Annotated in this window: 10 protein-coding genes; 9 read left to right on the forward strand and 1 reads right to left on the reverse strand. The window is 69.7% G+C overall.

Annotated features, from left to right (window positions below; translation table 11 throughout):
* Position 1 precedes the first annotated feature (1 nt).
* From EV671_RS04700 to EV671_RS04710, 3 genes are read left to right on the forward strand one after another with little or no spacing between them, the layout of a single operon-like run.
* Positions 2-1,324 carry an MFS transporter gene (locus EV671_RS04700; protein WP_132570140.1) on the forward strand — a complete coding sequence of 441 codons (1,323 nt, stop codon included), beginning with the start codon at positions 2-4 and terminating at the stop codon, positions 1,322-1,324.
* Complete coding sequence (gtfA, locus tag EV671_RS04705) at positions 1,321-2,817, forward strand: sucrose phosphorylase (protein WP_132570141.1); 1,497 nt, start codon at positions 1,321-1,323, stop codon at positions 2,815-2,817. The genes EV671_RS04700 and gtfA overlap by 4 nt, the downstream gene beginning before the upstream one ends.
* Before the next feature lie 55 nt (positions 2,818-2,872).
* Positions 2,873-3,055, forward strand: coding sequence for a hypothetical protein (locus EV671_RS04710; RefSeq protein ID WP_132570142.1), 183 nt, complete (start codon positions 2,873-2,875; stop codon positions 3,053-3,055).
* A 1-nt stretch (position 3,056) separates the two neighbouring features.
* Here EV671_RS04710 and EV671_RS04715 read toward each other — a convergent pair whose 3' ends face one another.
* Positions 3,057-4,688, reverse strand: coding sequence for a sensor histidine kinase (locus EV671_RS04715; protein WP_132570143.1), 1,632 nt, complete (start codon positions 4,686-4,688; stop codon positions 3,057-3,059).
* 168 nt (positions 4,689-4,856) lie between these two features.
* Between EV671_RS04715 and EV671_RS04720 the strand changes: the two genes are divergently transcribed.
* From EV671_RS04720 to EV671_RS04745, 6 genes are all read left to right on the forward strand, one after another.
* Positions 4,857-5,975, forward strand: coding sequence for an ABC transporter substrate-binding protein (locus EV671_RS04720; protein WP_132570144.1), 1,119 nt, complete (start codon positions 4,857-4,859; stop codon positions 5,973-5,975).
* A gap of 200 nt (positions 5,976-6,175) precedes the next feature.
* Positions 6,176-6,964 carry an SDR family oxidoreductase gene (locus EV671_RS04725; protein ID WP_132570145.1) on the forward strand — a complete coding sequence of 263 codons (789 nt, stop codon included), beginning with the start codon at positions 6,176-6,178 and terminating at the stop codon, positions 6,962-6,964.
* Complete coding sequence (locus EV671_RS04730; RefSeq protein ID WP_132570146.1) at positions 6,964-9,327, forward strand: penicillin acylase family protein; 2,364 nt, start codon at positions 6,964-6,966, stop codon at positions 9,325-9,327. The genes EV671_RS04725 and EV671_RS04730 overlap by 1 nt, the downstream gene beginning before the upstream one ends.
* A 92-nt stretch (positions 9,328-9,419) precedes the next feature.
* A complete protein-coding gene (locus EV671_RS04735) occupies positions 9,420-10,367 on the forward strand; it encodes a CsgG/HfaB family protein (protein ID WP_132570147.1) in 948 nt (315 codons plus the stop codon).
* 4 nt (positions 10,368-10,371) lie between these two features.
* A complete protein-coding gene (locus EV671_RS04740; RefSeq protein WP_132570148.1) occupies positions 10,372-11,172 on the forward strand; it encodes an SDR family oxidoreductase in 801 nt (266 codons plus the stop codon).
* Between the two features lie 58 nt (positions 11,173-11,230).
* Positions 11,231-11,977, forward strand: a complete 747-nt coding sequence (locus EV671_RS04745) for a substrate-binding periplasmic protein (RefSeq protein ID WP_165917473.1) — start codon at positions 11,231-11,233, stop codon at positions 11,975-11,977.
* Positions 11,978-11,996: the final 19 nt, after the last annotated feature.

Here is an 11,996-nt window from a genome sequence, read left to right on the forward strand (position 1 = left end):
CATGAGCCACGCCCTCACGATGGACAAGCCCCGCCTGTCGGTCTCGCAGATCGTGAACATGAATGTCGGCTTCCTCGGCATCCAGTTCAGCTTCGGCCTGCAGCAGGCCAGCATGAGCCCGATCTACCAGATGCTCGGCGCCGAGGGCAAGGACCTGCCCTATCTCTGGCTGGCTGGGCCGATCACGGGCCTGTTGGTGCAGCCCCTGATCGGCGCGATGAGCGACCGCACGACCCACCGCCTGGGCCGGCGCACGCCTTACTTCCTGATCGGCGCGCTGCTCTGCTCGCTCGGTCTGCTGCTGATGCCCTTCAGCCCGACGCTGTGGTTCGCGGCCGGCCTGCTATGGATCCTCGACGCGGCCAACAACGTGACGATGGAGCCCTACCGCGCCTACGTCAGCGACCGCCTGCGCGAGGAGCAGCATGCCAGCGGCTTCCTGACCCAGGCCGCCTTCACCGGTCTGGCCCAGACCCTGGCCTACCTGACGCCCAGCATCCTGGTCGGCCTGGGGCTGAGCAAGGATGCGCTCGGGGCCAACGGCATCCCGGTCGTCACGACGCTGGCCTTCATGGTCGGCGCGCTGCTGTCGTTCACGACGGTCTACTGGTCCACCCGCCGCGTGCCGGAGCTGCCGCTGCCGCCCGAGGAGGTGGCGCGGCTGCGCGCTCTGCCGCGCGGCTTCGGGCCGGCGCTGGCCGAGATCTGGCAGGCACTGCGCGAGATGCCGCAGACGATGCGGCGGCTTTGGTGGATGGCGCTGTTCCAGTGGTACGGCATGGTCTGCTACTGGATCTACATCGTGCCGACGCTGGCCGCCACCGTCTTCGGCACCGACGACCCGCACAGCGCGGGCTTCCGCGACGCGGCGCTGTTGAATGGCCAGATCGGCGGCTTCTACAACGTCATCGCTTTCGTTGCCGCCTTCGCGATGCTGCCGTTCACGCGCCGCCTCGGCGCGAAATGGGTGCATGCCTTCGCGCTTGCCTGCGCGGCGGCCGGCATGTGGGCGCTGCCGGGCATCCACGACAAGGTGCTGCTCTTCGTGCCCATGGTCGGCATCGGCCTCGCCTGGGGTTCCATCATGGGCAATCCCTATGTGCTGCTCGCCGGCAGCATCCCGCCCGAGCGGGCCGGGGTCTATATGGGCATCTTCAACATGTTCATCGTGATCCCGATGCTGATCCAGTCGCTGACGCTGCCGCTGTTCTACGACAGCCTGCTGGGCGGCCGGCCCGAGAACGTCATCCGCCTCGCCGGCGTGCTGCTGGCCCTGGCCGCGCTGTGCGTGCTGGCCGTGAAGACTCCGAAATCAAGCTCATGAAGAACCAAGTCCAACTCATCACCTACGTCGATCGCCTTGGCGGCCAGCGCGACGGCGCCGACCTGGCTCGGCTGAAGAAATTGCTCTGCGAGCCTGGCCAGCCGCTGGCGGATGTGTTCGGCGGCGTGCATCTGCTGCCCTTCTTCCATGCCATCGACGGTGCCGATGCCGGCTTCGACCCCATAGACCACACCCTGGTCGATCCGCGCCTGGGCGACTGGTCCGACATCAAGGCCCTGACCGAGGGCCTCGAAGTGATGGGCGACGTCATCGTCAACCACATGTCCAGCGAGTCGCCGCAGTTCCAGGACTTCTCCGCCAAGGGCCGTGAATCGGCCTACGACGGTCTGTTCCTGACGTTGGACGCGGTATTCCCGAACGGCGCGACCGAGCGGGACCTGCTCACTGTCTACCGCCCCCGCCCCGGCCTGCCGCTGAGCTATGCGACGCTGAAGAACGGCGAGCGCCGCATCCTGTGGACCACCTTCACGGCGGCGCAGATCGACATCGCCGTCCACCACCCGCAGGGGCGCGCCTACCTGGAGAGCATCCTGCAGACCTTTGCCGCCAACGGCATCCGCATGGTGAGGCTGGATGCGGTCGGCTACGCGATCAAGAAGGCCGGTGCGAGCTGCTTCATGATGCCTGAGACGTTCGGCTTCATCGCCGAGTTCGCGCAGGCAGCCAGGGCGCTGGGCATCGAGGTGCTGGTCGAGATCCATGCCTACTACCAGCGCCAGATCGAGATCGCCTCCCAGGTCGACTGGGTCTACGACTTCGCGCTGCCACCGCTGGTGCTGCACGCTTTCGAGTTCAAGACCGCCGGCGCGCTGAAGCGCTGGATCGCCGTTCGCCCGACCAATGCGCTGACCGTGCTCGACACCCATGACGGGATCGGCATCATCGACATCGGCGCCGACGCGAGCGACCGCGCGGCCCATCCCGGCCTCGTACCGCCCGAGGAGCTGGACGCGCTGGTCGAGCGCATCCACGCGGCCAGCCAGGGTCAGAGCCGCAAGGCCACGGGTGCGGCGGCCAGCAATCTCGACCTCTACCAGGTCAACTGCAGCTTCTTCGATGCGATGGGCCGCAACGAGACGGCCTATCTGCTGGCCCGCGCGATCCAGTTCTTCCTACCCGGCGTGCCCCAGGTCTACTACGTCGGCTTGCTGGCCGGCCACAACGACATGGAACTGCTGGCGCGCACCCAGGTCGGACGCGACATCAACCGCCACTACTACGACGCCGCCGAGATCGCCAGCGACTGCGAGCGCCCCGTCGTGCGGCGCCTCATCGAGCTGATTCGCCTGCGCAACCGTCATCCGGCCTTCGGCGGCGTCTTCAGCGTCGAGGCCGGCGGCGATGACGAACTGCATCTGCGCTGGCAGCAGGGCGGCGACTGGGCCGCGCTGCGCGTGAACTTCGCCAGCCTCGATCACGAGCTGAGCTGCAGCGCCGACGGCGGCGCGACCGAGCGCTTCGCCTTCAGTTGAGCGTCAGCCTCGCTGCCCAGAATCCCGGCCAGTTCAATAGCCGGGAGTTCCGAGCATGTGGAAGATCATTGTTGGCTTCGTCGTCTTTGCCGCACTGGCGCTGTTCGTGCTGATGAAGAGCGGCGGCAGCATCGACATGGGCGACGAGAAGCACGACGTGGGCGCGGCCCACGAGCCGGCGGCCTCTGCCGCCGTTGCCGAAGCGGCGTCCGCGCGGACCTCGGCCGCGTCGCAGTGATTCAGTGAGCCTTTGAGGCGTCGCCGGCGGCGCGCTGCGGCGCCAGCAGCGGCAGCCTCATCAACATCTGCGTGCCTTGGCCCGGCGAGGACTTCACCTCGATCTGGCCGCCCAGCACATTCGTCACGATGCTGTGCACGATGTGCATGCCCAGGCCCGAGCCGCCGGTGCCGAGCTTGGTCGTGAAGAAGGGGTCGAAGATGCGCCGCCGCACGGATTCGTCCATGCCGCGGCCGTCGTCGTGCACGCTGAGCTCGACCTCGGTGTCGCTGAGTCTGGCGCAATGCACCTGCACATGGCCCTGCTCGCGGCCGTCGAAGCCGTGCAGCAGCGCGTTCATCAGCAGGTTGGTGAGCACCTGGCCGAGCGCGCCGGGGTAGCTGTTCATGATCAGGCCGCGGCTGAGTTCGGTGTCGATGACGAAGGGCGTGTGCTTGAAGCTGGGTTCGACCATGACGAGCACATCCTCGACGACCTTGGCGAGGTCGAAGTCGCGCCGCAGGTCGGCGGTCTGGTCGATGGCCACCTGCTTGAAGTCGCGCACCAGGTCGGCGGCCTTCTGCACATTGCGCTGCAGGATGTCCTGGCCGCGGCGCGTGTCGCGCGCCAGCTCCTCCAGCGTGCTGCGGCGCAGCTGCGTCGTGCCGGCCAGCATCGTCTCGAGCTGCTTGTAGCGGTCGTTCAGCGCCGATACCACCGTCAGTGCATTGCCCAGGGGCGTGTTCAGCTCGTGGGCAACGCCGGCGACCAGCCGGCCCAGCGAGGCCAGCTTCTCCGATTCGACCAGCTCGCGTTGCGCCTTCTGCAGCGTCTGCAGCGCCTCCGACAGCTCGGCGTTGCTGGTGGTCAGCTCGGCAGTGCGCTGGGCCACCGTCGCCTCCAGGTTCACGTTGTGCTGGCGCAGCGCCTCGAAGGCCGACAGCAGGGCCTGCCGCATTCGCTCCATCGCCATGCCGACGCGGGCGATCTCGTCCGCACCGCCGACGTGCAGGGGCTGGTCCAGCCGGCCGGCGGCCAGCGCCTCGGCCGCGCCGGTCAGCTCTGTCATCGGGCGCAGCACGAAGCGCTGCAGCACCCACAGCATCAGCACCAGCGACAGGGTCAGTGTCAGGCCGCTGCGCCAGAAGGTGCGCCAGACCTCGGCCTGCTTGGCCTGCAGCAGCGGTGCAGCGCTCATGCTGACGGTCAGCTTGGCGATCTCACGGCCGTCGCGCTGGATGGGGCGGGTCTGGCTCAGCACGAGGTCTTCGTCGCCGCGCTCGCCGGGGCGCTGTTGTGACAGGAAGGGCGCCGACGCCGCCGGCTCCACCACCAGCACCGACACGAAGCGCGGGTCGTCCATCTGCGCCTTGACCATCGGGTCGGCCAGGTCGGGCGAGACCTGCCAGACCGGCTCGGCCAGCGACAGCGCCATCACTTCGGTGGCACGGCCGAGGTCGCGCCTGAGGTCTTCCATCGCCGTGGTGCGGGTCTTCTGGCCGTCGTAGAGCAGCACCACCGTCGTCGGCAGCAGCAGGCCCAGCAGCAGGGCCAGCACGACGGCGATGGTCAGCGAATCGCTGCGCAGGCCGAACAGGTTGCGCGGCGCGGCGGGTGGCTTGGGGGCGGTGGGCGGGGCAGGGCTTTCGGACATGGTCTTGCGGCCAAGGGCCGGGCGAGTGTAGGCCCAGGAATCCGGTCGAAATGCGCGTTTGGAGCCGATCAGGCCCGGGTTTTTCCCGGGAGAACGGGGCTGCGGCCGGCGGGGGGGGAGGCCCCACAATCTGCCGCCACGAAAGCGCCGCAGGCGCAAGGGCTGGAGATGACAGTGAAACCTTGGGTCGGCCTGGCGGCATTGCTTGCTGCCTGTTTTGGGATGCAGGGCGCGTTCGCCGAAGGCAGTTTGCGCATCGGCATGGTGGCCGGGTTCACCGGGCCCGTCGCCAGCCTCGTGCAGGAGAGCGCCGAGGGCGCCAAGCTCTACTTCGATTCGGTCAACGCCCAGGGCGGCATCAAGGGCCAAAACATCGAGCTCGTCACCCAGGACGACAAGTACGACCCGGCGACGGCGGTGGCCGCGGCCAAGTCCCTGGCCAGCCAGGGTGTGCTGGCGCTGATGCTCAGCCGCGGCATCGGGCCCACCGAGGCCCTGCTGCCCGTGCTGAAGGAAAACCGCCTGCCGCTGATCGCCCCGGCCGTCGGCGACATCAACCTCTACGAGCCCGCCCAGCCCTACGTCTATCTGCTGCGCGCCAGCTACCAGCGCGAGGCGCAGCGCGCGGTCAGGCACCTCGCCGGCATCGGCGTGAAGCGCATCTCCATCGTGCAGGTCAATGACCCCTTCGGCAACGACGCCGGCAAGGGCGCCATCAAGGGGCTGGACGAGATGAAGCTGCGCGCGTTGTCGCGCCTGCGTTTCGACCGCAACCGGCCCGACCTCGCGCCCACCATGCAGGCCATCGCCAAGGCCGGCATCGAGGCCCTGGTGATGATCGGCCCCGGCTATGCCGTCGTCGAGGGCGTCAAGGCGCTGCGCGCGGCCGGGTCGACGGCCCATGTCGCGACGCTGTCCAACAACGCCTCGGCCGACTTCGTGAAGTCGCTCGGCAACGACGCCCGCGGCATCATCGTGACCCAGCTCTTCCCCTACGAGCGCTCGACCGCCAGCCCGCTGGTACGTGAGGCCCTGGGCCTGGCCAAGTCCGCCGGCCGCGACGAGCTGACGCCGGCCCAGCTGGAGGGCTTCGCCGCCGCCAAGCTCGTCGTCGAGGCACTCAGGCGTGCCGGCAAGGACGTGAGCCGCGAGAACCTCGTCAAGTCGCTCGACGGCGCGCGCTTCGACCTTGGCGGCCTGCAGGTGCACTACACCGAGAAAGACCACAGCGGCCTGGAGTTCACCGACGTGTCCATCGTCGGGCCTGACGGCAAGTTCTGGAGATAGAGCTCACCCCCTACGGCCTGACGGCCGCCCCCGTCGAGGGGGGCTGAGCCCGGACACAAACAGTCCTGAGGACTGTTTGTGCCTGGCGAAGGCCAAGGCCTCTGGCCTTGGCAACTGCCAGCGGCCCGGCAAAGCCGGTTCCGCGGCAGTCGCGCGATGATGCGGCGTGCTGTGCACGGCCTCAGCAAGAAGGAGTCGTTATGGATCTGGGATTGAAGGGTCGCTGGGCGCTGGTCTGTGCGGCGAGCAAGGGCCTGGGCCGCGGCTGTGCCGAGGCACTGGCGGGCGAGGGCGTCAATGTCGTCATCACGGCGCGTGGCGAGGGTGAGCTGCTGGCAACGGCGGCGGCGCTCAAGTCCGCGCATCCGCAGGTCGAGGTGCTGGCCGTCGTCGGCGACATCGCGACGCCCGAGGGCCGCGCCGCGGCGCTGGCGGCCTGCCCGCAGGTCGACATCCTCGTCAACAATGCCGGCGGCCCGCAGCCCGGCGATTTCCGCGACTGGGACCGCGCGCAATGGATCGCCGCGCTGGACGCCAACATGCTGGCACCCATCGAGCTCATCAAGGCCACCGTCGACGGCATGGCTGCGCGTGGCTTCGGCCGCATCGTCAACATCACCTCGGGCGCGGTGAAGGCGCCCATCGACGTGCTGGGCCTGTCCAACGGCGCCCGCTCCGGGTTGACCGGCTTCGTTGCGGGCGTCGCCCGCCAGCCGCGCCTGGCGGGCGCCAACGTGACCATCAACAACCTGCTGCCCGGTGCCTTCGACACCGACCGGCTGCGCAAGACCTTGGCGGCCGGCGCGGCCAAGGCCGGCCTGGGCGTCGACGAAGTGGCCGCCAAACGTCGTGCGGCCATCCCGGCCCAGCGCTTCGGCACCGCGGCCGAGTTCGGCGCCATCTGCGCGATGCTGTGCAGCGCCCAGGCCGGCTACCTGACCGGCCAGAACATCCTGCTCGACGGCGGCAACTACCCGGGGACATTTTGATGACCAAGTGGCTGAAGCGAATCCTCGGCGGCCTGCTGCTGCTCGTCCTGCTGCTCGCGCTGGCCCTGTGGCTGGCGCTGCGCGGCAGCCTGGCCCAGCTGGACGGCGAGCGCACCGTGCCGGCCATGAGCGCGGCCGCCGAGCTGCAGCGCGATGCGCGCGGCTACCTGACCATCACGGCAGACAGCCGCCTCGACGTGGCGCGCGCGCTGGGCTTCGTGCATGCGCAGGAGCGTTTCTTCCAGATGGACCTGATGCGCCGCAACGCGGCCGGCGAGCTGTCGGCCCTGGTCGGCCCCAAGGCACTGCCGCTGGACAAGGCGCGTCGCCTGCACCGCTTCCGCCACCGCGCCGAGGTGGCCATTGCCGCGCTGCAGCCCGCGGAGAAGGCGCTGCTGGATGCCTATGTCGATGGCGTCAACGCCGGCCTCGGCGCGCTCGGCGGCCGGCCGCCCGAATACCTGCTGCTGCGCCAGGCGCCCCGGCCCTGGGTCGGGGCGGACACCGTGCTGGCCGCCTATGGCATGTACCTGGACCTGCAGAACGCGCAGGGCCGCGACGACCTCGCGATGGGCCTGCTGCATGACAGCGTGCCGGCCGACTGGTATGCCTTCCTGACCCAGCACAGCGCGGACTGGCAGGCCGCCATGGACGACAGCCGCATGAGCGCCGTGCCCGTGCCGGCCGGTGCGCTGCCGGACGCGCTGCGGGCGACCAGGACGGCCTGCAGCGACTGCAGCCTGCGCGACGCGCGCGACATCGGCAGCAACAACTTCGCCGTGGCCGCCAGCCACGGCGCCCAGGGCCAGGCCATCGTGGCCAACGACATGCACCTGGACTTGCGCGTGCCCGGCACCTGGTTCAAGGCCCGCATGAAGTGGAAGGATGCCGCCGGCTCCCACGACATCGCCGGCGTTACCTTGCCCGGCACGCCCTTGCTCGTCGTCGGCAGCAATGGCCGCGTGGCCTGGGGCTTCACCAACACCACGTCGGACTGGGCCGACGTCGTCGCCCTCAAGCTCAACGCGGCGGGCACCCACTACCTGGCCGGTGGCGCGGAGAAGCCGCTGCAGCGCAGCGTCGAGCGCATCGAGGTGGCCGGCGGCGATGCGGTCGACCTGACCGTGCTGGAAAGCGAATGGGGCCCGGTCATGCCGCAGAAGGCGCCCGCCGGTCAGGCCTATGTGCTGCGCTGGGTGGCGCACGACGCCGAGGGCATGAACCTGCGACTGATGCGGATGGAGACGGCCGCCAATGTCGACGAGGCCGTGCAGCTCGCCGCCGGCACCGGCGTGCCGGCCCAGAACCTGATGCTGGCCGACGCCGGCGGCCGCATCGCCTGGAGCGTCATCGGCGCGATGCCTCGCCGCGTGGGCGGCGAAGACATGGACCGCCCGCAGGACTGGAGCGACGGCCGCTCGCGCTGGCAGGGCTATCTGCCGGCCGCCGAGCAGCCGCATATCGCCGACCCGGCCGACGGGCGGCTGTGGACGGCCAATGCCCGCATGATCGGTGGCGACGGCCTGAAGACGCTGGGCAACGGTGGCTACGACCTCGGTGCCCGTGCCCAGCAGATCCGCGACGACCTGCGCGCCCGGGATAAGTTCGACGAGGCCGGCCTGCATGCCATCCAGCTCGACCACCGCGCGCTCTTCCTGCAGCACTGGCGCCAGCTGCTGCTGGACAAGGTGCTGACGCCCGACTTCGTCGCGGCCAATGGCCTGGACGACTACCGTGACGAGGTCGAGAAGAGCGCCGACGCGGCCCGACCCGACGCGGTCGGCTACCTGCTCGTGCGCAGCTTCCGCCTGCAGGCGCTGAAGAGCCTGTTCGCGCCGCTGGCCGGCCTGCTGGAGGCCAACGGGCTCAAGCTCGCCGACCTGAAGATGGTGCCCGAGACGCCCGGCTGGGCGCTGATCCAGGCCGGCCGGCCCGACACGCTGCCGGCGGCCTTCAAGAGCTGGCCCGAGCTGCTGCAGCGCGCCGTGCTCGACAGCCGCAAGGAGCTGCTCGGCAGGTACGGCAGCCTCGCCGCCGCGACCTGGGGCGCCGACAACCCGACGCTGATGCGCCACCCGCTCAGCGCGGCCCTGCCGGCGCTGTCAAGCTGGCTGGACCAGGCCTCCCAGGGCATGGCCGGCGACAGCCACATGCCGCGCGTGCACAACCACGGCCACGGCCAGAGCGAGCGCATGGTGGTCTCGCCCGGCCACGAGGAGCGCGGCATCCTGGTCATCCCGGGCGGGCAGAGCGGCCATCCGCTTTCGCCCTTCTTCCGCGGCGACCATGCCGCCTGGCTGGCCGGCGAGCCCCTGCCTTTCCTGCCCGGCGAAACCACGCACCGCCTCGTGCTGCGCCCCTGATCCAGGCGACACCGATCGCGTGGGCTGAGGATGCGCCGGGCCGCGGGCGCTGGGCAAAATGTGCGATTCGAAAGATCTCTCGGAGGACTGCAATGAACAAGATCCTGTGCGCACTCGCCGTCGCCAGCCTGGGCGCGGCCATGACCGCTCGCGCCGACGATGCCGGCTCGACCGTCGAGAAGTGTTCCAAGAAGCTGGGCGTTCTCGCCGTGGCCGAGCCCCAGCATGGCTGGAACTACCTGTCCCAGTACGGCCTGGGCTCGCCCGCCGCGCTGCTGCGCATGATGGTCCAGCAGTCGGGCTGCTTCGACGTCGTCGAGCGCGGCCAGGCCATGCAGAACATCCAGCAGGAGCGCCAACTGGCGGCGGCCGGCGAGATGCGCCAGGAGTCCAACATCGGCAAGGGCCAGATGCAGGCGGCCGACTTCGTCATGACGCCCAATGTGCAGATCGGCGCCAACACCAGCGGCGGTCTCGGTGGTTTCCTCGGCGGCAGGCTGGGCATCGTCGGCGCCATTGCCGGCGGCCTGAAGTTCAAGGATGCCTCCACCAGCCTGCTGCTGGCCGACGTGCGCTCCAGCATCCAGGTCGCGGCGGCCGAGGGCAAGGCCAGCAAGATGGACTTCTCCATCGGCGGCTGGGGCTTCGGCGGCGGCGCCGTCGGCGGCCTGGGCGGCTACACCAGCACGGCCGAGGGCAAGCTGATCGCAGCCAGCTTCCTCGACAACTACAACAAGATCGTCCAGACCGTCCGGGATCAGGACAGCCTGGTGCGAACCGGCAGCGCCTCCGGCGATGCGAATGCCGCCGCGTCCACCCAGGCCGGTGCACCGGTGCCTGCCGGCCAGATGCTCGTGGCCAAGATCTCCAATGTGAAGGCCTACGCCGAGGCCTCGCGCGACAGCAAGGTCGTGGCGACGCTGAATCGCAGCGACGAGCTCGTTGCAACCGGCGAGGTCAAGAACGGCTTCGTCAAGGTCGACGCCGCCAACTTCAGCGGCTGGGTGCAGCGCACCCTGGTCTCGCCCTCGGGCCGCTGATGACATGTCGACCCCCACGCTCGCGTCGCTCGCTGCCCCCCGAGGGGGCGCCTCAGAGGCTTCGGACGGCCGGGCGCCACTGAGGATCGCCCTCGTCACCGGCGCAGGCTCCGGCATCGGCCGCGCGGTGGCCCGCGCTCTCGCGGCCGACGGCTGGACTCTGGCCCTGATGGGCCGCCGCGAGGCGCCCCTGCGCGAGACCCTGGCCGACGCCCTCGTGCTGGCGGCCGACGTGGCCCACGAGGCCCAGGTCGACGCGGCCTTCGCGCGGCTGCGCGAGCGTTTCGGCCGCCTCGACCTGCTGTTCAACAACGCGGGCATCTCCGCGCCGCCCGTGCCCATCGACGAACTGACGCCGGGCCAGTGGCGTGCCGTCGTCGACACCAACCTGACCGGCAGCTTCCTGTGCGCCCGCGCGGCCTTCGCACTGATGAAGGCCCAGGCCCCGCGCGGCGGCCGCATCATCAACAACGGCTCGATCTCGGCCCATACGCCGCGGCCCTTCTCGGCGCCCTACACCTCGACCAAGCACGCCGTCACCGGCCTGACCAAGGCCCTGAGCCTGGACGGCCGCGCCTTCGACATTGCGGCCGGCCAGATCGACATCGGCAACGCCGCGACCGACATGACCCTGCGCATGCGCCAGGGCATCCTGCAGGCCAACGGCGAGGTCGCCGTGGAGCCGACGATGGCCGTCGAGGACGTGGCCCGCGCCGTCGTCTACATGGCCTCGCTGCCGCTGTCGGCCAATGTGCAGACGATGACGGTGATGGCGCGGGACATGCCTTTTGTCGGCCGCGGCTGAGGCGTTGCGGCCCTGGAGCGGCCGGCCTATGCTTCGCCGGCCACTTCAGGAGCAGGGCATGCAGGCTCAGAGCTTGTTCAGGTCGGTGGGCAGACTGGTCGCCGCCTTGGCGGTCTCGGGGAGTGCGCTGGCCCAGGCCAGCCCCTTCAGGCTGGTGCTCGCGACCGAGGAGTACCCGCCCTACAACATGAGCGGCCCGAACGGCACGGTGACCGGGATCTCGACCGACATCGTGCGCGCGCTGCTGGACACGGCCGGCTACGAGTACGAGATCACCGTCTATCCCTGGGCCCGCGCCATCGCGCTGGCGCGCACCCAGGTCAATACCTGCGTGTACTCGATGTCGCGCACGCCGGAACGCGAGGCCCTCTACAAATGGGTGGGCCCGCTGGTCTCCAACGACTGGGCCCTGTTCGCGCGCAGCGGCGCGAGCCGGCCGCAGACGCTGGACGAGGCGATGATGATGCGCATCGGCAGCTACCAGGGGGACGCCATCGTGGCCTTCCTGCAGACTCGCGGCCATCTCGTGGACGTGGCGCCGAGCGACGACGTGAACCCGAGGAAACTGCTCGCCGGCCGGATCGACTTCTGGGCCACGGGCCGGCTGATCGGCCAATACCGGCTGAAGCAGCAGGGCATCGAGGGCGTCGAGCCGGTGCTGAACTTCAACCACACGGAGATGTACCTGGCCTGCCAGATCCAGCTGCCCGACGCCCAGGTGCTCAAGCTCAACCAGACGCTGCATGGACTGGAGAAGTCGGGCGCGATCAAGAGGATTTACGCCGGCTACGGCTACACGCCGTAAGCCCCGCAGCCTCGCCGTC

Origin of the sequence: Roseateles saccharophilus, from assembly GCF_004342485.1 — a bacterium.
Taxonomy (GTDB): domain Bacteria; phylum Pseudomonadota; class Gammaproteobacteria; order Burkholderiales; family Burkholderiaceae_C; genus Pelomonas; species Pelomonas saccharophila.